The sequence below is a fragment of the Haloarcula rubra genome (assembly GCF_019599465.1).
GTDB lineage: Archaea > Halobacteriota > Halobacteria > Halobacteriales > Haloarculaceae > Haloarcula > Haloarcula rubra.
Window position 1 is genome coordinate 168,180 of the sequence record NZ_RKLR01000007.1, and the last position, 20,997, is coordinate 189,176.

The window sequence follows — 20,997 nt, forward strand, 5'->3', positions numbered from 1 at the left end:
ACGCGTATGGGAGAACTCGACCACGAGGTGGACGCCCCGCGCGGTGCGACCAGCCGCGAGTGGGAAGTGTTCTGTCGCGAGGCGTCGGCGGACCCGCTGACTCACGTCGGGAGCGTCAGCGCCCCGTCGGCGGACATCGCCCGTGAGCAGGCGACTCGACTGTTCGCCCACGCCGCCGAGGCCCTCTGGCTCTGTCCGGCCGACGAGACGGTCCGCGTGCAGGACGAGTCGCTGGCGCTGGACCCGGACTCGGACGGGGCCGACGCGACGATGGACGAACAGGCGATGCACGACGAGACGCTTCGGGGTGAGGCAGAGTGATATCCGTCTCGAAACTGCTCACCGACCTCGACGCCGAGGGAGACGGCCTGCGCTACGACGCCGCCGAGGAGTCCACGAAGGCCCAGATTCGCGACGAGAAACAGCGCCGGCCGGTCGTCGTCTGGAACGTCACCAAGCAGTGTAACCTCTACTGTGACCACTGCTACGCCGCCGCCGACACCGACATCGCCGACGGCGAACTCACGACGGCGGAGGGAAAGGCCCTGCTCGACGACCTCGCCGACTACGGCGCGCCGGTGATTCTGTTCTCCGGCGGCGAACCGCTCGTCCGACAGGACCTCGAAGAACTCGTCGCCTACGCCGACGAGGTGGGCGTCCGCCCCGTCCTCTCGACCAACGGCACCCTCATCACCGAGGAGCGAGCGGCGTCGCTGAAAGCTGCGGGACTGAAGTACGCGGGCATCTCCGTCGACGGCCTCCCGGAGCGCAACGACGACTTCCGGGGGATGGAGGGCGCCTTCGACGGCGCCGTGCAGGGCATCCAGAACTGTCTGGACGCGGGACTGAAGACGGGGCTTCGATACACTATCACGGAGCGCAACGCGCCGGACCTGGAGGGGGTCGTCGACCTCCTGACCGACGTGGGCGTCGACCGCTTCTGCTTCTACCATCTGGACTACGGCGGCCGCGGCACCGAAATCGTCGACGCCGACCTCACGCCCGTCGAGCGCCGCGAGGCCGTCGAGCGGGTGTGTGACATGACCCGGGAGTACCACGACCGGGGTGAGGAGATAGAGACGCTGCTGGTGGGCAACTACGCCGACGCGGCCTACCTCGTCGAGTACGCCCGCGAGCACATGGGCGAAGCCCAAGCCCGCAGAGTGTACGAGTACCTGCGGGTCAACGGCGGCGACCCGACCGGCGAACGCGTCGCCGACGTCGACTATCAGGGCAACGTCCACCTCACGCAGTTCTGGCAGGGGTACTCGCTGGGCAACGTCCGCGACCGGCCGTTCGGCGACATCTGGGAGGACGAGTCGAACCCGCTCCTCGGGGCGCTCCGGGAGCGCGAAGACCGTCTCACGGGGAAGTGTGCCGACTGCCGCTACTCGGACGTCTGTCGTGGTGGCTCCCGTCTCCGGGCGCTCACCGTCGAGGACGACCTGTTCGCGCCGGACCCGCAGTGTTACCTCGACGACGACGAGATTCGCGGTCCGGAACCGTTCGCCGGCGGCGACGCGACGAGTCCGGCGGACTGAGCGCCGTTTAGCCGGCCGTCCCGTCGGGTCGGTAGGCTACATCAAAGCCCACTGTGCTGAGGCTACGCCCTGATGCCACTACCGACGGTACGCCTACGTGCGGCCGTCGTACCACGGTCGCGACGTATCGTGTCAGTGACTCCAGTCTCGTGGGAGTGAGCAGTTCGGTTCGTTCGGGCCACCGACCGCCCGCTGGGCACGGGCGGTCACTGCTCGTGTTCTCTTTCAGTGACAGTACGGCCGGTGTACCGGGGCGTTTTTGCCCGGGCCACCTCTATGACCGTCCGTGCTGTCGGTCGAGCTTCACACGCACTCTGCGCTGTCCCACGACGGGCGCGACCCGGTCGAGCTACTGCTGGCGCAGGCGGAGGCCGTCGGACTGGACGCGCTGGCGGTCACCGACCACGACGAACTCGACGCGAGTCTGGAGGCCGCCGAACTCGCGCCCGAGTACGGCCTCGTGGGCATCCCCGGGATGGAGGTCACGTGCGCTGCGGGCCACGTCCTCGCGCTGGGTATCGAGTCGCCGATTCCGGCGGGCCTGTCGTTCGCCGAGACGCTCGACCGCATCCGCGACCAGGGGGGCCTCGCCGTCGTCCCCCACCCGTTTCAGGAGTCCCGTCACGGCGTCCTCGAACACATCTCGAAGGACGAACTCGCGACGGCGGACGCCATCGAAGTGTACAACTCCCGCCTGCTGACCGGGCGGTCGAACCGGCAGGCCGAGCGGTTCGCCCGGCGTCGTGGCCTGCCGATGACCGCCGGGAGCGACGCCCACATCGCCGAGATGGTCGGGCAGGCGGTCACGAAGGTCGACACCGACGACCGCTCGGTCGACGCCATCCTCGACGCCGTCGCGAAGGGACGGACGACCGTCGAGGGCGAGCGAACGCCGTGGCGCATCAGCTTCCGGCAGGCTGCCGGGGGCGCGAAGCGCCGCGTGAAGAGCCGACTCGGGAGCTTTCTGGACTGATGGAGGGCGCAGACGAGGCGACCGTTCGCGCCGCCGTCGAGTCCCGTGACCCCCTCCCGGGCACGGTCGGGTTCGCGGGGCGACTCGACGACGCGCTCGTCCGGGACGTCCTCGGGCGGTATCCCCTGTTCGTCGAGCGGGGTGCGGCCGAGGGTCCGGTCTCTGACGCCGACTGGAGTCCGGACCCCACCGAACTTGACGACCCCGACCCGTTTTCGGCGGGCCATCTCCGCGACGCCGACGGGACGCGAGAGGTGTGGTCCCTGCCGGACCCGGACCCCTTTTCGGACCGCGAGACGGCCGTCGAGACCGTCCGGGACGCCGTCGAGACGAGTATCGACGCCGTGGACGCCGACGGCCTCGCGGTTGCCTTCTCGGGCGGGGTCGACTCCGCGCTCCTGGCCGCCCGACTGGACGCGCCGCTGTACGTCGCCGGGTTCCCCGACAGCCACGACGTCGAGGCGGCGCGGTCGGCGGCAAACCTGCTGGACCGTGACCTGCGAGTGGTCGAGTTGACCCACGACGCAATCGAACGCGCGGTGCCCGACATCGTCGCCGCCACGGGCCGGACGAACGCGATGGCGGTCCAGATTGCCCTCCCGTTGTACCTGACCGCGAGACGCGTCGCGGCCGACGGCTTCGACCGCCTCGCGCTCGGACAGGGCGCCGACGAACTGTTCGGCGGCTACGCCAAGGTGGCGAAAGCGCCCGAGGACCCCCGCGTCGACGCCGACACCGTCCGCGGTGCCCAGCGCGAAGTCCTCGCGACGCTCCCCGACCAACTGCCCCGAGATGTCCTGACGCTCCGGGCCGCGGGCGTCGAACCGGTGACGCCGCTGCTCCACGACCGCGTGGTGGCGGCGGCACTTCGGCTGGACGACCGGATGCTCGTCGACGGCGAGACGCGCAAGTGGGCCCTCCGGAAGGCGGCGCTGGGGTCCCTGCCCGAGGCCGTCGCGATGCGAGACAAGAAGGCCGCCCAGTACGGGTCGCTGGCCGCCCGGGAACTCGACCGACTGGCCCGGCAGGCCGGTTACAAGCGCCGGATGGACGACCACGTCACCCAGTACGTCGAGTCGCTGGTCGAGTGACTACTCCCGTGCGGCGCCGCTCCCGGTGATGGCGACGGGACGCTCGGAGTCCAAGATGACCGCCTGACTCACGCTCCCGAAGACGAGAGCCCCGAGCGGCGAGCGTTTCCGGCCCCCGAGGATTATCATGTCCACGTCGTGCTCGTCGGCGACGGCCACGATGCGTTCCTCCGGGTCGCCGTAGGTGGTCTGTGTCTCGACGCCGACGCTGGCCTCGCGCAACGCCTCGACCATGGTCTTGCCGGCCGGCGTCTGCTCGACGGTAGTCTTCTCGGCCGTCTCCTCGTCGTCGAAGACGTGCAGGACGACGGCCGCTACCTCCTCGTCGGCGTACGGGAGCGCCGTCGTCGCGGCCACCTGTGCCGTCGCCCGCGCCTCGCTCGCGTCCACGGGGAGTAACACCTGATACATGCCCCCCGAGACGGCCGTCGCGCCGATAGTTACCGACCGCTTACCGTCTCGATGGCTCGCCGCCCTATCTCCACGACGTCGGCCGGAATCTCGTCGCGCCGGTCGGCGAGGTCCGCCGCCGTGAACCACGTCCAGTCGGCGGCGGGTTGCTCGCCGGGGCCGGGGTCGATGTCACGAGAGGGGGCCTCGCCGTAGAAGACGAAGTCGACGTGCTGGTGGCCCACCTCGCCGTTCTCGTGGACATTGATGTCCTCCAGCAGGAAGTGTTGTGGCTGGGGTATCGAGCGGACCGTCTCGCTCTCGATGGCCTCCCGTGGGGCGACGAGGTCGACGGTCATGCCCAGTTCCTCGCGAGTCTCCCGGAGGGCGGCCTCGTGGGGCAGTTCGTCACGGTCGACGTGGCCGCCGGCGGGGAGCCACATGTCGAGTTTGTCGTGTTCGTGCAGGGCGACGCTCCCCTCGCTGACGGCGTAGACGGTCGCGACGAAGTGGCGGGTCGTCTCCATACGGGTGGCGACGGGACAGGGGAAAGTCTACGTTACGAAGTTCAGGGGTGGACGCTGTCTTCCGCTTCCAGCAGTTCGTGGTAGCGGTTGCGGATGGTGACTTCGGAGATGTTGGCGACTTCGCTGACCTCGCTCTGGGTGACCTTCTCGTTGGTCAGCAGCGAGGCGGCGTAGACGGCGGCGGCGGCGAGGCCGACGGGGGACTTCCCGGAGTGGACGCCCTCCTCTTTGGCGTTCTTCAGCAGCTGGCGGGCACGGCGTTCGACCTCCTCCGAGAGGTCGAGGTCGGAAGCGAACCGCGGGACGTAGCTCTCGGGGTCGGCGGGCTGAATCTCCAGACTGAGTTCCCGGACGACGTAGCGGTAGGTGCGGGCGATTTCGTCTTTGTCGACCCGGGAGACGTTGGCGATTTCGTCCAGCGAGCGGGGGGTGCCGGCCTGTCGTGCGGCGGCGTACAGCGACGCCGTCGAGACGCCCTCGATGGAACGGCCCGGAAGCAGGTCCTCGTCCAGCGCACGACGGTAGATGACCGACGCCGTCTCACGGACGTTCTCGGGGAGACCGAGCGCGGAGGCCATGCGGTCTATCTCGCCGAGCGCCTGCTTGAGGTTGCGCTCCTTGGAGTCGCGGGTGCGGAACCGCTCGTTCCACGTCCGAAGCCGCTGCATCTTCTCGCGCTGGCGCGAGGACAGGGAGTTGCCGTAGGCGTCCTTGTCCTGCCAGCCGATGTTGGTCGACAGCCCCTTGTCGTGCATCATGTTCGTCGTCGGCGCGCCGACGCGGGACTTCTCGTCTTTCTCCTTCGAGTCGAACGCTCGCCACTCGGGGCCGGGGTCTATCTCGTCTTCCTCGACGACCAGCCCACAGTCCTCACAGACGGTCTCGCCGCGCTCGCTGTCGGAGAGCAGGGAGCCACCACACTCGGGACAGACGAGCTCCTCGTCTGCCTCCTCTGTCGTCTCCTCCACGTCGGTTTCGTTTTCATTCGTGTATCGGCGGATGGTGGTATCGGTCATTGGTTGCGAACTGACGGGTCTGGGTACCCGAAAAACGTCTCTTGTACCCTTTTGTTGTGGCCGGAGCAACTTAAAACCTTTCCCAAATCGCAAAGGTATAGTTTGCCTTTCGAAAAACTCTGTTGGCAGTTCTTGCCGAAATACTCTCTCTGTGAGAACCATCCCCAACAGTTTGGCCCGTTGTTTCGAAACGCTTACCGCCGGGCCGATACTCCGCCCGGACATGAGCGACAACGCCGTCGAACCGAGCGAGGTGCGTCACATCGCCGACCTCGCCCGCATCGACCTCGACGACGACGAGGTCGAGCGGTTCACCGAGCAGTTCGGCGAGATTCTGGCCGCCTTCGAGGCGCTGGACGAGGTGCCCGAGACCGAGCGTGAGGCCGACCTCGCGAACGTCATGCGCCCCGACGAGGTCCGCGAGAGCCTGAGTCAGGAGGAAGCGCTCCAGAACGCCCCCGAGTCCGAGGCGGGGCAGTTCAAAGGCCCGAAGGTGTCGTGAGATGACCGACTACAACGGCTACATCGCCACGGAGACCATCGAGGGGGCCGACGACGGCCCGCTCGCTGGTCGGACTGTCGCAGTCAAGGACAACATCTCGACGGAAGGCGTCCAGACGACCTGCGGGTCGGCGATGCTGGAGGGGTACGTCCCGCCGTACGACGCGACGGTCGTCGAGCGTCTGAAAGAGGCCGGTGCGACCATCCCCGGGAAGACTAACATGGACGAGTTCGGGATGGGGACGACGACGGAAACATCGGCCTACGGTCCCGTCGAGAATCCCGTGGCCGAAGGTCGGGTCCCCGGTGGGTCCTCCGGTGGCTCTGCGGCCGTCGTCGCCGCTGGCGACGCCGACATGGCGCTGGGCAGTGACACCGGTGGCTCGATTCGCTGTCCGGCCGCCTTCTGCGGCGTCGTCGGCATCAAGCCGACCTACGGACTGGTCTCCCGGTACGGCCTCGTCGCGTACGCGAACAGCCTCGAACAGATAGGGCCCATCGCCCCCTCCGTCGAGGAGGCCGCGGAACTGCTGGAAGTCGTCGCTGGTCCCGACGAGCGTGACGGCACGACCCGAGACGCGAGCGAGAAAGTCGAGAGCTACGAGTTCGCCGACGCCGCCGACGGCGACGTCGACGGCCTCTCTATCGGCGTCCCGACCGAACTGCTCGACGGCGCCGACGAGCAAGTGGTCGAGACGTTCTGGGACGCGATGGCCGACCTCGAATCGCAGGGCGCGACCTACCACGAGGTCGACCTCCCGAGCGTCGAACACGCCGTCGAAGCGTACTACGTCATCGCGATGTCCGAGGCGTCCTCGAACCTCGCCCGCTTCGACGGCGTCCGGTACGGCCAGTCCGGCGGCTACGAGGGCAACTGGAACGAGTCCTTCGCCAACGCCCGCGAGGAAGGCTTCGGCGAGGAGGTCAAGCGCCGCGTCTTGCTGGGCACCTACGCCCTCTCGGCCGGCTACCACGACAAGTACTACAAGAAAGCGCAGGACGCCCGTGCGTGGGTCAAGCAGGACTTCGACGAGGCGCTCTCGGAGGCCGACGTGCTGGCGTCGCCGACGATGCCGGTGCCGCCGATGAAGCGCGGCGAGAGTCTGGACGACCCGCTGACGATGTATCTGGCCGACGCCAACACGACGCCGGTCAACCTCGCGAACCTCCCGGCTATCTCCGTCCCGGCCGGCGAGACGGACGACGGCCTCCCGGTGGGTCTGCAACTCGTCGGGCCGGCGTTCGGCGAGCGAACGATTATCCGGGCCGGCAGTGCGCTGGCCTGAGAGGGACGTTTTTGTCACTCCGTCTCGACGGTCGGGTATGAGCGACGACGACGGACGACTGGCGTGGATTCACTGGCCGACCATGGCGAAGGGCGTCGCCTTCGGCGTCGGTGTCGGCCTCATCCTCGCACTGATGCTGGAGGACTTCGTGTTCGGGATGGTGTTGGGCGTGGTGAACGGTATCGCCTTCGGCATCGGGTGGTCGCGCTCGCGGTGACACCCCGGTAATCAGGTGTCCCGCTTTTGTCTGGCTACGACCAACTCCGTCTGTGAGCGACGTCGTCGTCTGGCACAGAGCGGACCTCCGAACGGTCGACAACGCCGCGCTGGCGGCCGCGACGGACGCCGACCGGATCGCGCCGGTGTTCGTCGTCGACCCCGGCTACTACGGGCCCGACGGACTGGCCTGTGACGCGCGCCTGCGCTTTCTCCACGAGTGTCTCACGGATTTGCGACAGCAGTACCGGTCGCTCGGGAGTGACCTCGCCCTGTTGCACGGCGACCCACGAGAACGGCTGTCCGACCTGCTCGCCGAGGGCTACGAGGTGTACGTCAACCGCGACGTGACGGCGAGACGCGGTCTGGAGCGGGACCGAACCCTGCTCGACAGAGAGGGCGTCACCGTCTTCGCGGACGACGGCATCCGCTGGCCCGAGACGCGAGACCCTGACGGGACCGTCGCCGTCGACACCCGCGAGGACTGGGACGACCACTGCGAGGCGTACTTCGAGGGGGACCCGCACCCGCGACCGGGGTCGCTCGGACCGAATCCCATCGACAGCGAGGTGACCGTCGCGGACGTCGAGGCCCACTACGACGTGTCGCCGTCGAAGTCGAGGGTCCCCGAGGGCGGCACCGTCGCGGGCAACGAACGGCTCTCGGCGTTCGTCGAGCGACTCGGTGAGTACCCGAGCGTCGTCTCGCCACCGGCCGCCGCCGAGGCGCGGTCGTCGCGGCTCTCGCCGTACCTGAAGTTCGGCGCGCTCTCCCACCGCGAGGTGTACCAGCGAGTGCAGGCGGCCCCGTCCTCGCGAGGGCGGTCGATGTACACCTCGCGGCTGTACTGGAACCGCCACTACCACCAGAAACTCGCCGACTGGCCGGGCTGGACCGAGCGCGCGGTCAATCCCGTCTTCCGGGGCCTGTTCCGCGACGAACACGACCCGGAACTGGACCGGGCGTGGCGCGAGGGGCGGACGGGGTTTCCGGCCGTCGACGCCGCGATGCGGGCGCTGACCGAGACGGGCTACGTCAACTTCCGGTGGCGGGCGCTCGTCGCGACGTTCTACGTCTACGTTCTGAAGCAGTGGTGGAAGCGGGGAGCGGACTTCGTGTACTACCACCTCGTGGACGCCGACCCGGCCATCAACTACACGCAGTGGCAGTCACAGTGCAACCTCACCGGCGTCCACCCGGTGCGGGTGTACGACTCCGCCAAGCAGGTCCGGGAGTACGACCCCGACGGCGAGTTCGTCCGCGAGTACGTCCCCGAAATCGCCGCCCTCCCCGACGAACACCTCGCACGCCCCGAACGGACGCCGGTCCACGTCCAGCGGGAGTGTGGCGTCGACGTCGGCGAGGACTACCCGTATCCGGTCGTCGACTACGACCACGAGGCCGAGCGAGCGCGGGACCTGTACGCCTCGCTCGCCGACCGGGCCGAGGAGGCGCTCTCGGACCCGCGGGTCCGGCGTCGCTGTTCGTTCTCGAACCGGGGCCGGGACCGGACCGACGGCGACGACGGTGCGTCCGGGCAAGCCAGCCTCTCGGACTTCTGAGTCACAGGATGGAGTCGTAGACGGTGGCCAGTCGGTCGACGGCGTGGTCGACGCTGACCCGTTCCCGGCGCGCCAGACAGTTCTCGCCGAGTCGGTCGCGTTCCTCGAGCGTCCGCTCGATAGCCCGGCGGAACCCCTCGACGTCGCCTTCCTCGTAGCTGTACCCAGTCTCGCCGTCGTCGATGGTGTCCGAGAGCGCGCCGGCGTCGACGCCGGCGACGGGGGTCCCACAGCAGTTGGCTTCCAGTGCGACGAGTCCCTGCGTCTCGACGGGACTCGGGAACGCGAAGACGTCCAGCGCGCCGTACAGTTCCGGGAGTTCCGCCCGGTCGAGAAAGCCGAGGAACCGGACGTCGACGTCGGCCTCGGCGGCCATCGCTTCGAGGTCCTCGCGAGCGGGGCCGTCGCCGCCGAAGACGACGGTCACGTCCAGTCCGTCACAGGCCGTGACGACGTCTTCGAGGCACTTCTCGTGGCCGTGTCGGCCGGTGTAGCCAACGAGGGGGCCGTCGGGGAGGCCGTGGCGGGCACGGAAGTCGCTGTCCGGTCGCGGCGCGAAGAACTCCGTGTCGACGCCGTTGGAGATGACCTCGACGCGAGCGTCCGCGCCGACTGTCTCTCGGATGTGGGCGGCGGCGCGTTCGCTCGGCGCGACGACGACGGCGGCGTGGTCCAGGAACCACCGCTCGTAGTGTTCGGCGCTGGACTGAACGGCCGCCTCGACGGTGGTGTTCGTCGAGACGTACTCGGCGTACTCGCCGGTCGGCGTGTGGTAGGAGGCCACCAGCGGCGCGTCGAGTTTCCGCGCGAGTCGCTGGCCGGCCATCCCGAGACTGAACGGCGTGTGGGCGTGGACGACGTCGGCGTCGTTGACCGCGTCGGGTATCTGGGGCATGCCGAGGCGGAACCCCTCGTAGAACGGGAACGGGAGGCTCCGGACGGGGTACTCCCCGTTCTCGGGGTCGTGGTCGCTCTTCGGGTAGACGACGTCCATCCGGCCGCCGCGGGCGTGCCAGCGGTCCCGCCACGTCTTGACCGTGTACGTCACCCCGTTGACGGTCGGGAGGTACGTGTCGGTGAACGCGGCCACCTGCGGCAGTGTCATCGACGCGGCGTAAACAGACCAGCGGGTAAACCCTTGCTATTGGCCGCGAGGCCCGCCTCCGTCGGTGCGTTTTTCAGCCCCCGTGCAGTGCATCTGCCAATGGCTTCGGACCGTTGGCTGTACGCGTGGGCGTTCGGGTCGGTCGCGCTGGGGGCGGCATCGCTACTCGTTCCACTGTACTTCGTCACTATCGGGGGGAGCACGCTCCTGTTGGGCGTTCTCGCCGGCGTGGCCGCCGCGGCAGGCGCACCCGGCGCGCTCCTCTTCGGCCGTATCGCCGACCGCACCGGCAGACGGCGCTCGCTCGTCCTCGCGGCGCTCGGACTCGCCGCCGGGTCGATACTGCTCGTCGCCCTCACGGACGTCGAGTGGGTCGTCATCCTCGGCAACGGTCTCCTGTGGTTCGCGGCGGGCGCGGCCGCCCCCGTCCTCACGCTGCTCGTCACCGTCGGCGCGCTGGAGCGCGACTGGCCGGGCCGGTTCGCGACGCTCAACCGCTATCAGGGGTGGGGCTGGGCCGGTGGCCTCGTCCTCGGACTGGCGTGGACGGCCGCACTCTCCGGACCGCTGGGGACGAAAGTCGCCCAGCAGACGCTGCTGTGGGTCTGTGCCGGCGTCGTTCTCGTCTCGGCGGCACTGGGCGCGAAGTGGCTCCCGGCCGACCCCGGAGAGGCGTTCGACCGGCCACGCCCCAGTCGCGTCGCCCGCGCCATCGCACGCTCTCGGCGACTCCCCGTTCGGAGTGCGACGTTCCCCGTCGGCCCGGCCCGGGTCTACTGGCTCACTCGCTCGATGCATCCGCGGCAACTCGCGGCCCGCCTCACGCCGGCCCTCTCGCTGTACTTCGTCGCCGTCGTCGCCGTCTTCGCCGGCTTCGGCGTGTTCTGGGGACCGCTCCCGTCGTACCTCGCGGGGACGCTCGGCTACGGGTCGAGCGTCATCTTCGCGCTGTATCTGGTCTCGAGCGTCGGGTCGGCGCTGTGTTACGGCGTCGCCGGTCGGTTGGCCGAACGCTACGACGCCACCGGGCTCCAGGCGGGCGGGTTGCTGGCCCGGGCCGCGCTCCACCCCGCCGTGGCCGTCGTCGGAACCCTCGTCCCGGTGGCGGCGTTCGGACTCGTGACGACCGGCGTCGTCTTCGTCGGCATCGGCGTGGCGTGGGCCGTCGTCGCCGTCACCGCCGCCAGCATCGTCACGCGTCTCGCCCCGCCCGCCATCCGTGGGGAGGCGCTGGGCCTCTACACGGCGATATCTGGTCTCGCGAGCGGCGTCGGGTCCGTCCTCGGCGGGTGGCTCGCGGGGTACGGGTTCACCGTCGCGTTCGGTGCCGCCGGTGCGCTCGTCTTCGTCGGGACCGTCCTCGTCGCCGTCCTCTGGCGACGCGCCCCGCAGTCCACGCCGAGCGCTGCGACGACCGCCGACTGACACGCACGCCCGCTCAGACCAGTCCTTCGTACGTCTCGATCAGTCGCTCGCCCACCCGGTCGAGTCCGTGTTCGCGGGCCGTCTCCTCGGCGTTCTCGCCGAGTCGTTCGCGGAGGTCCGGGTTCGCATCGAGACGCGCCAGCGCCTCGCGGAACTCCGCCTCGTCCGAACAGATGAGACAGTCGTGGCCGTCCTCGTAGTACTCGCGGAACACGGGGATATCCGAGAGGACGACGGCCTTCCCGCAGGCCATCGCCTCCAGCACGACGATGCCCTGATTCTCCACTTTCGAGGGGAACAGGAACACGTCACCCGCCCCGTAGGCACCGCGGACGTCGTCGACCCAGCCGGTGAACGTGACGTTCTCGGGCGGGTCGGAGGTCCACTTCCGCACCTCGGCCGACCCGTGGGGTCCGTCGTCGTAGGTGCCGAACCACGCGAAGTCGTAGTCGGTCTGCTGGGCCAGTTCGCAGAAGGTGGTCAGCCCCTTCCGCTCGAAGACGCTCCCGACGGCGAAGACGACCATCCCGTCCAAATCGTACCGCTCGCGGTACTCCTCGCGGAACGACTCGAACCCCTCTAAGGGGGCCGTGTCGACGCCGTTCGTGACGGGGCGGATGGGGGCGTCGATGGGGTACTCTTCGAGGACGCCCTTCGTGTACTCGGAGGGACAGAGCACCGTGTCCGCCTGCGAGTAGAACCACTGCAGATACTCGCCCAGCGCCGGCGCGACGAGGTTCGACCCGCGGAAACTCCCGCGGAAGTCCTCGCGGGTGACGTGGGCGTGGAGGACCAGCGGGATGTCGTTGCGCGTGGCGTGGCGGGCGACGGCGACCGACCCCGGCCCTATCATGTTGCAGTGGGCCACGTCGTACTCACGGAAGACCGGGTCGTCGAACGCGAGGTTGCCACCGACCGCCCACCCGGGGTGGCCGTCGGTCCACGGGGTGGTGAGGACGTCGACGTCGGTGTCGGCGAGCGCCTGTCGCTGGTGGTCGACGGACGTACCGATGCCCGACCGGTCGAGTCGGTCGGCGAGTTCGAGGTAGTTCAGGACGCGCACGGACGGTCCGACCGTGGCCGCGAGCAAAACTGTACCGACTCCGTACGCAGTCCGGAAGGCGTTTTTACGCGCCGGCCGGAGACAGCGTGATGACAGACGAGGCGACCATCGCCCGCGAGCGCATCGACCGCCTCCAGTCGATGGCTCGCGAGGCCGTCCGCGAAGGCCGGGACGACCGGGCGCGGGAGTACGTCAGGCGGGCGCGACGTATCGCCGAGCGGCACCGTCTCCGTCTCCCGCGGGCCTTCGAGCGGTCGATATGCCGCTCGTGTGATACGTTCCTCGTCCCGGGCCGGAACGCGCGTGTCCGGACCCAGTCTGGTCACGTCGTCGTCACCTGTGAGTGTGGGTCACACGCTCGCTACCCGTACGACTGAACTTCTTTACGACTGCTGGTTTTAAACGTATCGACGACCTTTGTCTCCCCATATGCCCGAGACGTCTCGCGAACAGCGAATCCACGAACTCGACGCGACACTTCGCGTCGGAAAGAACGGTATCGAACCCGTGGTAGACGAACTCGACACGCAGTTAGGTGACAGCCAGTTCGTGAAGGTGAAGTTCCTCCGGTCGGCCCGCGGCGGCACCACGACCGAGGAACTGGCCGACGAGATGGCCGAGCAGGTGAGCGCGTCGGTCGCACAGGTGCGTGGTCACACGGCGGTGTTCGAACGATGATGCTCCAGCAGGGACTCACGCCAATCGCGCGGTTCCTCGATAGCATCGGCGTCCCGGCGGCCGACGCCATCGGGTCGGCGCTCACGTTCTTGCTCGTCTTCGTCGTCATCTACCTGCTCGGCCGTGCGTTCGTCGTGCCGCTTGTCGACCGGGTGCTCAAGCGCCGCGACCTCGACGAACACGCTCGCAAGCCGCTACTCAAGGTGACGAGTATCGTACTCGTGTTCGTGGCTATCGCCGTCGCGTTCGGCATGGCCGGCTACGGTGATTTCCTGCAGTCGCTCGCCACGGTGGCCGCGGCCGCGACGCTGGCTATCGGGTTCGCGATGCAGGACGTGCTGAAGAACTTCGTCGCCGGCATCTTCATCTTCACCGACAAACCGTTCCGCATCGGTGACTGGATAGAGTGGGACGGCAACGCCGGCGTCGTCGAGGACATCAGCCTCCGCGTCTCTCGCGTGCGCACGTTCGACAACGAACTGCTGACGGTCCCGAACTCCGAACTCACCGACGGCGTCATCAAGAACCCCGTCGCGAAGGACCAACTCCGCCTGAAGTTCGTCTTCGGCATCGGCTACGACGACGACATCGACAAGGCGACCGACATCATCCTCGAGGAGGCCGAGAAACACGAGGGCATCCTCGAAGACCCCGCACCGTCCGTCCGACTGGTCGAACTCGGTGACTCCTCCGTCGGCCTCCAGTCCCGCATCTGGATAGACAACCCCAGTCGCTCGGACTTCGTGAAGGCCCGCGGCGAGTACGTCCAGTCCGTCAAGGAGCGGTTCGACGAGGAGGACATCAACATCCCCTACCCGAACCGCACCATCGGCGGCGGCCTCGAACTCGCCGGGATGGACAGCGTGGTCGAACCCGCCGACGACTGACCGACCCTCGGTTTTTCTGTCTCTCCGTCGCCGTCGAGCCACGGCCGTACCGACCGCTCGACGCCGATAGAGCCACGAATACGGTCGGTTCGCTCACGAGGGCGTCGCGCAGGAGTGTCGTCTCGCAGACGTAGGACTACCGGGCGTAGATAGCGGATGAATGGACGGACAGCCGGGATTGCCCGACGTTCGGGCGTGGGTAATCCCGTTTGCCTCCTCCACCCCGCGACCCCACGAGCGACGGGTGTCCGATGGTCCGCTGCTCACTTCCGTGCCTGACGGGCTGCCATCGATCAACCACGAGGGCGCATCCCTGCAGATGCGACCACGTGGACCGCCGTCCCCGTGGGACGAGGCTTCTACGTTGGCTCACGGGGTCCACGCCCGTCTGACCGGACGCCCCCGGGGTTCGGTCCCCGCTCATGACCACAGTGCGGGCGAGGAGGGGGGCCAAGCCCCCCGACCTAGTCCACTTCGATGGTCCGCCGCCGCCCCATAAGGGCCTTTCGGAACACCCGGGGACTGCGCGGCGATACGGTCAGAAGAGTCCGAGTGCACGAGCGAACCACGCCGACCCGACCGGCACGGGGACGCTGGCGACGACGACGGCCCACCGGTGGTGTTCGATGAGCGTCGACTCCGAGAGTCCCAGTACGAGACTGACCGGCACCGTCGCCGCCCAGACGAGGCTCAATCCCACGATGAACAGGCCCAGGACGAGCGTCGCGCCGGCGGCGATGCTGGGGTCGGTCCGCCCCTCACGCCCCGCCGCGAGGACGATGATGGCGACCAGTGCGAGCAGGCCGGGGATGACCGGTGAGACGCCGCCCGACCCGTAGTAGGCGCCGACGGCGCTCGTCGTCTCGACGAGGAGGTACGGCACCCCGAGCGACAGCAGATAGAGGACGCAACCGGCGATACCGACGGCCGGTGCGGTCCGGAGGTCGTTCATACCCGCGCTCCGGCCGGCGGCGTCTTAACACCGACGTTCGAGCGAAACGACGAAATGGCCACTCGCTCTAGCCCGGGACATGGGACTTGGTTCGACGGCGAAGAAGATACAGAAAGTGGCCGACGTCGCCGACAAACTCTACACGAAGGTCAACGAGCTAAAGACGCAGGTACAGGAGCTCAACGACACGGTCGAGGACACGAACGGCCGGGTCGACGACGTAGAGCGTCAGTTGGCCGAGCAGCGCGCACTGCTCGAAGCGCTCGCCGAGGAACGGGACGTCGACGTGGATGCGGTTCTCGCCGACGCCGAGGCGTCGGATTCGGCGGGGCCGGCCCACGGCGAGGAGTGACGGCGCCAGTCACAGGTCGACGGTTCGTTCGTCGAGGTCCGGAAGCCGAACCGTCGCAGTCCCGTCGCCGTGCAGTTCGACGGTGCCGTCGAACAACTGCGTGAGGGAGGCTATCGTCTCGTCGTCGTGAGCCGTCGCCGTGACCGTGTAGAACCCCACTGCGTCGGCGTTGTCGACGCGCGACGTGAAGACGTGCACGAACCGGAACACGCTCTGGAGGTTCGAGTAGACCAGTAGCGGCGTGAGCGAGTCCACCAGTACGCGGGTTCGTTCGATGCCTCGTGCCGTGTAGTACGACTCGACGAACTCGGAGAACTTGCTCCCGATACCGCTCGTGTCTCTCGGTGACGACGTGTACTTCGTGTCCCGGTCGCCCGCGACCGACTGCCCGATGGTCTCCGAGACGGCGTCGACGACCCCGAGCGTCGGCGTGTCCCCGCTCTCCCCGCCGAACAGGACCCGATAGTCCGAGCGCACCCTGTGGGCGGTGTCCCGCGTCGTCACGACGAGTGCCCCCTCCCCCTGTCGGGACCCAGTCGCGAGTGCTCGCATCCCGAATCGACGTTTACCACAGAGTGGTGGTCCCGTGACGAGGACGTTCGTCCCGGGGTCGAGAGCGAAATCGAACGGTCCGTGTCCGATATCGTACATTCCGAACTCACTGGACTGCCGTTGTTAGCGAGTGTCTCGACGCGATATTTGTACGAGTATTCGAACAGACGTATAATCTTTGTCTTGTCGTATGCGCGAGAGGTGGCGACGTCGACGGGTCGAGCGTGCGGGTCCCTCACGAGCGCGATACAGAACCGGTTGGTTTAAACCGGAACACCGAATTACGTATTCACGTAGGGCGCTTAGCTCAGCCTGGACAGAGTGCTTGGCTTCGGACCAAACCGTCGGGGGTTCAAATCCCTCAGCGCCCGTGATTTCTGCGCGAACGACAGTGAGCGCTGGAGAGCGTCGGCTGAGGGATTTGCATCAGGGAGGCGCTTGCTCCGACCGTGGTTCAAATCTCTCAGCGCCCGTGGTTTTGCGAGGAACGGACGTGACAGTGAGCCACCGCGAACATCGACGACGGGCGTGAAACCACGGAGCGTCGCGGGGTGGTAGGACGTGCCGAATCCCCCGTCGGGCGTCCCACCGTGCTGGAACTCATAGTAGTTAATGCGTCATTCTGTCCGGATACGTGGACGTCACACCGGCGGTAGTCCCAGCAGAACCGGGCCACAGTCTCCTCGGTGTGCCCGGTGCGGCGAAACGCGCCGCAGAGACCCTTCGGCGTCTGCACAACGTACGACCGCACGAATCCGATTCGGTCGAGCACGTCGGTACGGGTGTTTAGCCGGGTGCTAAGTCGAGCGTGTCACGTGAAGCGTCACGGGTACCTAAGAGGCCGCGACGCCACCCGCGTCTGTGAGCGAGGAGACGAATCACACCCGACGGAGCGCCCTCCAATCGATATGTAGCGTCGCAATCGCTGGTCTCGCTGGCTGTACCTCGATCGGCTCTTCGGATTCGGCACGCGACCCGACCGAGACACCGACCCAGACAACGACGCCGACCGACACTCGGACGCCCGAGCGCACGGCCACCGAGACGTCCGACGCCGCCCAGTTCGTCGAAAATCCGGCGGCGGTCCATCCGACGCTGGTCGAGGAGACGTCGGTCCCCGCAGACGAAGTCTTGCTCGGCTTCCGTCTCGAGGACTCGTCGCTTCCGTTTACGACCGAGGTGTATCACGCGCCGGACGACGCCGAGGTGCAGGCCACGGAGACGTACGACACGCAGGACCTCTCGGAGGTGGGGCTGGTGCCCGAGTCGCCACAGGCACTCGAAACCGTCGAGACGGACCGCGAGGACGTCCACTACGGAACGACGGCCGTCGGTGAGCCACTGGCGGTCACGCTCGTCGCACGCCACGACGGGGAGACGTTCGACTGGAGCGCCTGGTCGCGGACCGGCTATCCGTACGACGGCCACGACGAGTCGGACCCCGCGCTAGGCGTCGACTGTTACTGCGGCGGCGACATCTACACGGCCCCGGGTGGTGGGACGTGGGCGCGTGTGATTCAGGTGACGCCGACAGAGCGCGTCGACCCCGGCACGAGTGTGGTGCTCAACTGGACGTCGAGTCGGGCCTGAATCCGGCGACCGGGCCCACAGACGCTCGGTGTCGACACCGACCGCACCGGTTATTGCGCTCTGGGTACTGGCAGGGTGTGTGACAGACTGGCCACCGGCCGACCCCGCCGACGCGACGGCAGTCGCCGAACGACGTGACGAACTGGTCGCCGCGGTCCGCGACCACGCCGGGCAAATCGCCTATCAGTTGGCACGACTGCAGGGCGGCGACTACGGGCAGGCGACCGTCGAGACGGACGGCGGCGAGTGGACGGTCAAGTACGAGGGTGGCGACCTAGAGTACCTCCGCTACGACCCCGGCCGGGGGACCGAGGTGTACGTCATCTCGACCAAACAGCCCCCGGAACCGGACGCACTGGCCGACGCACTGGTCGACTATCCCGCCTTCGTCGAGGGCTTTCGCGACTACGTCGATTCGCTCGACGGCGTGTTGGACGACGTCGCGACCGACTTCCCGGTGGTGGCGACGACCGACGGCATCGTCGGCGAACGTGACCGCGTCCTCGGCCGCATCCGCGAGGTGTGTGACCGCATCGCCGGCGAACTCCAGCGCTACGAGGGCGGCGACTACGGCACCTACGCCACGCGGGTCGACGGCACCCGCTGGGAGTTGAAGTGGGAGGGTGCGCGGGCGTCGTACCTCCGGGTCGGCGGCACCGGTGGCCTCTACCTGCTCTCGCAGTACGAACCGCCGTCGGCGGCCGACATCCGTGAGTACGCACCGCGGTTCCGCGGGTTCGTCGCGGCGTACAACGACCACGTCGCGGAACTGGAGTCGGACCTCGCGACCGTCGAGTTGTGAACTGGGCCGCCGTACCGGTCGTCGTGTCGGTAGACCTATACGGACCGGCCCCGCTTCTCTACCGTGGATTCTAACGATGTCCGTGACGAGTGGGCAGACCGTTCCGGCGAGTACTCGCCGACGTACTACGCCCACTACGGGCCGGACGAGACGAGCGAGTTGGTGCAGTCGATTCTCGAAGCCGAAGTCGGACGGGACGCGAGCGTGCTGGAGGTGGGGTGTGGCGTTGGCCGCCACCTCGCCGCGCTCGCCGAGGCGGGCTTTACGGACCTGACGGGCGTCGACGTCAACGCGGAGGCGCTAGACGTCCTCGCGGAGACGTACCCCGAACTGGCCGAGACGGGGTCGTTCCACGCCGAGGCCATCGAGGCGTACGCCACCGACGTCGCCGACGGCGCCTTCGACGCCGTCTTCTCGGTAGAGACGCTCCAGCACATCCACCCCGACGTCGAGTGGGTGTTCGACGATATCGCGCGTATCGCCGGCGACGTCGTGGTGACCGTCGAGAACGAGGGCGGCGAGTACGGCGAGGTCAACTACGTCGACGAGGACATCCCGCTGTACTACCGGGACTGGAACCGCGTGTTCACCGACCGCGGGTTCGTCGAGAGCACGTCGTCCGAGCGGAAGCGCGACACCGTCCGGGTGTTCCGGCGGTCGGAGAGCTAGAGGCCGTCGAGGGCCTCAGTCCGCGCCCTGACAGCGGACCCAGCCACAGTCGCCGCAGGTATCGACGCTCACCCGCTGGTGAAGGTGGCCGCCACAGGACGGGCAGACTGCGGTCGGGTCGCTCGCCAGTGTCGTCTTACTCGTCGTCACTGGTGATGATATCCGCCGAGAGGCCCTGCGCCATCTGGATGTCTTTCGAGTTGTTGAGCGTCCACGCCGTCCGGTCGGTGACCGCCTCGATGATCTCGCGGGCCGAGGGGTAGCCGTTCCCGGAGCGTTTGACGCCGCCGAAGGGGAGTTGCACCTCGGCGCCGATGCAGGGGAGGTTCCCGTAGGCGAGGCCGAGTTCCGCGTGGTCGCGGTAGTAGTTTATCTGGCGGTAGTCCTCCGAGACGATGGCCCCGGCGAGTCCGTACGGGGTGTCGTTCTGGATGTCGACAGCACGTTCGATGTCGCCGTCGTACTCCAGCAGGGCGACGTGGGGACCGAACACCTCCTCGTGCGTGCAGCGCAGGTCGGCGTCGGGGTCGGCCTCGTAGACGAATGGGCCGACCCAGTGGCCGTCCTCGTGGCCGTCGGGAATCTCGTCGGCGTCGAGGTCCGCCCGGTCGACGAGGACGTTCACGCCCTCTTCGCGTGCGAGGTCGTTGTACTCGGTGACCTTCTCGCGGTGTTCGGCCTCGATGAGCGGCCCCATGAACGTGTCCTCCTGCAGGGGGTCGCCGACGGCGACCTTCGAGGCCACGTCGACGAACCGCTCCTTGAACTCGTCGTAGACGTCCGTGTGGACGATGAGACGCTCCGAGGAGACACAGCGCTGGCCGGTCGTCTTGAACGAGGACATAACCGCCGAGTGGACGGCGATGTCCATGTCGGCCTCCTCGGTGACGACGACGGCGTTCTTCCCACCCATCTCACAGGCGGCGCGCTTGCCGGAGACACCGCCGACGGAGTCGGCGATTTCGTGGCCGACCTCCGCCGACCCCGTGAAGAGGACCGTCTCCACGGCGTCCGACTGGACGATGGCGTTGCCGGCGTCGCCGTACCCCTGTACCATGTTGAACACGCCGTCCGGGAGGCCGGCCTCGGCGAACAGTTCCGCGATGACGTTCGCGCACTTCGGTGTCTGTTCGGCCGGTTTGAAGACGACGGTGTTGCCCTCGACGAGAGCGACGGCCATGTGCCAGTAGGGGATGGCGATGGGGAAGTTCCACGGGGTGATACAGCCGACGACGCCGCGCGGTTTGCGGCGCATGTAGGCGTCCTTCGCGGGAATCTCCGAGGGGACGATGTCGCCGCTGGGGTGGCGGGCGTCGCCGGCGGCCCACTCGACCATGTGGGCGGCCTCGACGACGTCGGCGCGCCCCTCGCTAATCTCCTTGCCGCACTCGCGGGTGACGATTTCGCCGTACTCGTCGACGTTGGTCTTCAGTTCGTGGTAGACGTCCCAGAGGTACTCCGCGCGGTCGATGCGGGAGAGTTCGCGCCACTCCTCGTAAGCCGCGTCGGCGGCCTCTACGGCCCGTGCTACGTCCTCGGGTGTCCCGCGGCGGAACTCGCCCAGCGTCTCCCCCGTCGCGGGGTTCTGGCTCACGAACGTCTCGGAGCCCTCGCCGTCGGTCCACTCGCCGTCGATGTAGTGCTGATGTGTCGCTGCCATATCACCTTCTACGCCGAGCGAGTGCCAATAGCCCCATCCGACCATGGACGGGTGGACGATTCAGGGTCGGTCTGAACGCTGTTCATAAAAGGGGACCGACCATGGTCGGCAGGGGTTTGTGAAAGCGTCACGTACATAGCCAGATAGAGGCTACCATAT

General features: G+C 67.8%; 25 protein-coding genes, 1 tRNA gene and 1 other RNA gene. 17 read left to right on the forward strand and 10 right to left on the reverse strand.

Annotation, left to right across the window (positions count from 1 at the left end):
- Positions 1 to 6: 6 nt before the first annotated feature.
- The 4 genes from EGH21_RS16570 (at position 7) to EGH21_RS16585 (ending at position 3,605) form a co-directional block, all read left to right on the forward strand.
- The gene (locus tag EGH21_RS16570; RefSeq protein ID WP_220619596.1) at positions 7 to 321 is read left to right on the forward strand and encodes an Htur_1727 family rSAM-partnered candidate RiPP; all 315 of its coding nucleotides are present in this window, start codon (positions 7 to 9) and stop codon (positions 319 to 321) included.
- Positions 318 to 1,541 carry a TIGR04347 family pseudo-SAM/SPASM protein gene (locus EGH21_RS16575; RefSeq protein ID WP_220619597.1) on the forward strand — a complete coding sequence of 408 codons (1,224 nt, stop codon included), beginning with the start codon at positions 318 to 320 and terminating at the stop codon, positions 1,539 to 1,541. The genes EGH21_RS16570 and EGH21_RS16575 overlap by 4 nt, the downstream gene beginning before the upstream one ends.
- Positions 1,542 to 1,827: 286 nt before the next feature.
- Complete coding sequence (locus tag EGH21_RS16580) at positions 1,828 to 2,514, forward strand: PHP domain-containing protein (protein ID WP_220619598.1); 687 nt, start codon at positions 1,828 to 1,830, stop codon at positions 2,512 to 2,514.
- Entirely contained in the window at positions 2,514 to 3,605 is a 1,092-nt protein-coding gene (locus EGH21_RS16585; RefSeq protein ID WP_220619599.1) for an asparagine synthase C-terminal domain-containing protein, read from the forward strand. The genes EGH21_RS16580 and EGH21_RS16585 overlap by 1 nt, the downstream gene beginning before the upstream one ends.
- Here the strand turns inward: EGH21_RS16585 and EGH21_RS16590 are convergent, their stop codons facing one another.
- The 3 genes from EGH21_RS16590 to EGH21_RS16600 are packed head-to-tail and all read right to left on the reverse strand — an operon-like array spanning position 3,606 to position 5,538.
- Positions 3,606 to 4,016 (reverse strand): universal stress protein, encoded by a 411-nt coding sequence (locus EGH21_RS16590; RefSeq protein WP_220619600.1) that lies wholly within the window; start codon positions 4,014 to 4,016, stop codon positions 3,606 to 3,608.
- A gap of 29 nt (positions 4,017 to 4,045) precedes the next feature.
- Positions 4,046 to 4,522 carry an NUDIX domain-containing protein gene (locus EGH21_RS16595; protein WP_220619601.1) on the reverse strand — a complete coding sequence of 159 codons (477 nt, stop codon included), beginning with the start codon at positions 4,520 to 4,522 and terminating at the stop codon, positions 4,046 to 4,048.
- A 41-nt stretch (positions 4,523 to 4,563) separates the two neighbouring features.
- Positions 4,564 to 5,538 (reverse strand): transcription initiation factor IIB, encoded by a 975-nt coding sequence (locus EGH21_RS16600; RefSeq protein ID WP_220619602.1) that lies wholly within the window; start codon positions 5,536 to 5,538, stop codon positions 4,564 to 4,566.
- Positions 5,539 to 5,761: 223 nt separating this feature from the next.
- Here EGH21_RS16600 and gatC point away from each other — a divergent pair, with 223 nt between their 5' ends.
- From gatC to EGH21_RS24585, 4 genes are read left to right on the forward strand one after another with little or no spacing between them, the layout of a single operon-like run.
- Positions 5,762 to 6,040, forward strand: coding sequence for an Asp-tRNA(Asn)/Glu-tRNA(Gln) amidotransferase subunit GatC (gene gatC, locus EGH21_RS16605; protein WP_220619603.1), 279 nt, complete (start codon positions 5,762 to 5,764; stop codon positions 6,038 to 6,040).
- A 1-nt stretch (position 6,041) separates the two neighbouring features.
- Positions 6,042 to 7,325, forward strand: coding sequence for an Asp-tRNA(Asn)/Glu-tRNA(Gln) amidotransferase subunit GatA (gene gatA, locus EGH21_RS16610; protein WP_220619604.1), 1,284 nt, complete (start codon positions 6,042 to 6,044; stop codon positions 7,323 to 7,325).
- Between the two features lie 37 nt (positions 7,326 to 7,362).
- On the forward strand, positions 7,363 to 7,542 hold the full coding sequence (locus tag EGH21_RS16615; protein ID WP_220619605.1) for a hypothetical protein: 180 nt from the start codon (positions 7,363 to 7,365) through the stop codon (positions 7,540 to 7,542).
- A 52-nt stretch (positions 7,543 to 7,594) separates the two neighbouring features.
- Positions 7,595 to 9,103, forward strand: coding sequence for an FAD-binding domain-containing protein (locus EGH21_RS24585; protein WP_220619606.1), 1,509 nt, complete (start codon positions 7,595 to 7,597; stop codon positions 9,101 to 9,103).
- A gap of 1 nt (position 9,104) precedes the next feature.
- On the opposite strand, the gene EGH21_RS16625 is transcribed toward EGH21_RS24585, so the two are convergent.
- A complete protein-coding gene (locus tag EGH21_RS16625) occupies positions 9,105 to 10,208 on the reverse strand; it encodes a glycosyltransferase family 4 protein (protein WP_220619607.1) in 1,104 nt (367 codons plus the stop codon).
- Here EGH21_RS16625 and EGH21_RS16630 point away from each other — a divergent pair.
- Positions 10,113 to 11,633 carry an MFS transporter gene (locus EGH21_RS16630; protein WP_328765689.1) on the forward strand — a complete coding sequence of 507 codons (1,521 nt, stop codon included), beginning with the start codon at positions 10,113 to 10,115 and terminating at the stop codon, positions 11,631 to 11,633. The genes EGH21_RS16625 and EGH21_RS16630 overlap by 96 nt on opposite strands.
- Positions 11,634 to 11,646: 13 nt before the next feature.
- Here the strand turns inward: EGH21_RS16630 and EGH21_RS16635 are convergent, their stop codons facing one another.
- Complete coding sequence (locus EGH21_RS16635; protein WP_220619609.1) at positions 11,647 to 12,696, reverse strand: glycosyltransferase family 4 protein; 1,050 nt, start codon at positions 12,694 to 12,696, stop codon at positions 11,647 to 11,649.
- Between the two features lie 89 nt (positions 12,697 to 12,785).
- On the opposite strand from EGH21_RS16635, the gene EGH21_RS16640 reads away from it, so the two are divergent.
- From EGH21_RS16640 to EGH21_RS16650, 3 genes are read left to right on the forward strand one after another with little or no spacing between them, the layout of a single operon-like run.
- Entirely contained in the window at positions 12,786 to 13,073 is a 288-nt protein-coding gene (locus EGH21_RS16640; RefSeq protein WP_220619610.1) for a ribonuclease P protein component 4, read from the forward strand.
- A 52-nt stretch (positions 13,074 to 13,125) separates the two neighbouring features.
- Positions 13,126 to 13,374, forward strand: a complete 249-nt coding sequence (locus EGH21_RS16645) for a YhbY family RNA-binding protein (RefSeq protein ID WP_220619611.1) — start codon at positions 13,126 to 13,128, stop codon at positions 13,372 to 13,374.
- Positions 13,374 to 14,261, forward strand: coding sequence for a mechanosensitive ion channel family protein (locus EGH21_RS16650; RefSeq protein ID WP_220619658.1), 888 nt, complete (start codon positions 13,374 to 13,376; stop codon positions 14,259 to 14,261). Before EGH21_RS16645 ends, EGH21_RS16650 begins: the two co-directional genes overlap by 1 nt.
- Positions 14,262 to 14,419: 158 nt before the next feature.
- On the opposite strand, the gene ffs is transcribed toward EGH21_RS16650, so the two are convergent.
- Together ffs and EGH21_RS16660 are read right to left on the reverse strand one after the other, a co-directional pair.
- An RNA gene (gene ffs / locus EGH21_RS16655) (signal recognition particle sRNA) lies at positions 14,420 to 14,736 on the reverse strand.
- A 63-nt stretch (positions 14,737 to 14,799) separates the two neighbouring features.
- The gene (locus EGH21_RS16660; RefSeq protein ID WP_220619612.1) at positions 14,800 to 15,213 is read right to left on the reverse strand and encodes a DUF7548 family protein; all 414 of its coding nucleotides are present in this window, start codon (positions 15,211 to 15,213) and stop codon (positions 14,800 to 14,802) included.
- Between the two features lie 79 nt (positions 15,214 to 15,292).
- Here EGH21_RS16660 and EGH21_RS16665 point away from each other — a divergent pair, with 79 nt between their 5' ends.
- Entirely contained in the window at positions 15,293 to 15,565 is a 273-nt protein-coding gene (locus EGH21_RS16665; protein WP_220619613.1) for a DUF5798 family protein, read from the forward strand.
- Between the two features lie 9 nt (positions 15,566 to 15,574).
- Here EGH21_RS16665 and EGH21_RS16670 read toward each other — a convergent pair whose 3' ends face one another.
- On the reverse strand, positions 15,575 to 16,216 hold the full coding sequence (locus tag EGH21_RS16670; RefSeq protein WP_220619614.1) for an RAD55 family ATPase: 642 nt from the start codon (positions 16,214 to 16,216) through the stop codon (positions 15,575 to 15,577).
- Positions 16,217 to 16,413: 197 nt separating this feature from the next.
- Here EGH21_RS16670 and EGH21_RS16675 point away from each other — a divergent pair.
- From EGH21_RS16675 to EGH21_RS16690, 4 genes are all read left to right on the forward strand, one after another.
- A tRNA-Arg gene (locus tag EGH21_RS16675) sits at positions 16,414 to 16,488 on the forward strand.
- Positions 16,489 to 16,978: 490 nt separating this feature from the next.
- Complete coding sequence (locus EGH21_RS16680; RefSeq protein WP_220619615.1) at positions 16,979 to 17,707, forward strand: hypothetical protein; 729 nt, start codon at positions 16,979 to 16,981, stop codon at positions 17,705 to 17,707.
- A gap of 79 nt (positions 17,708 to 17,786) precedes the next feature.
- Positions 17,787 to 18,509 (forward strand): profilin-fold protein, encoded by a 723-nt coding sequence (locus tag EGH21_RS16685; RefSeq protein ID WP_220619616.1) that lies wholly within the window; start codon positions 17,787 to 17,789, stop codon positions 18,507 to 18,509.
- 63 nt (positions 18,510 to 18,572) lie between these two features.
- The gene (locus tag EGH21_RS16690; RefSeq protein ID WP_220619617.1) at positions 18,573 to 19,178 is read left to right on the forward strand and encodes a class I SAM-dependent methyltransferase; all 606 of its coding nucleotides are present in this window, start codon (positions 18,573 to 18,575) and stop codon (positions 19,176 to 19,178) included.
- Between the two features lie 15 nt (positions 19,179 to 19,193).
- Here the strand turns inward: EGH21_RS16690 and EGH21_RS24455 are convergent, their stop codons facing one another.
- Together EGH21_RS24455 and EGH21_RS16695 are read right to left on the reverse strand one after the other, a co-directional pair.
- Positions 19,194 to 19,328, reverse strand: a complete 135-nt coding sequence (locus tag EGH21_RS24455) for a hypothetical protein (RefSeq protein ID WP_268899073.1) — start codon at positions 19,326 to 19,328, stop codon at positions 19,194 to 19,196.
- Positions 19,315 to 20,838: an aldehyde dehydrogenase family protein gene (locus EGH21_RS16695; RefSeq protein WP_220619618.1), complete on the reverse strand. Its 1,524-nt coding sequence runs from the start codon at positions 20,836 to 20,838 to the stop codon at positions 19,315 to 19,317. The genes EGH21_RS24455 and EGH21_RS16695 overlap by 14 nt, the downstream gene beginning before the upstream one ends.
- Positions 20,839 to 20,997: the final 159 nt, after the last annotated feature.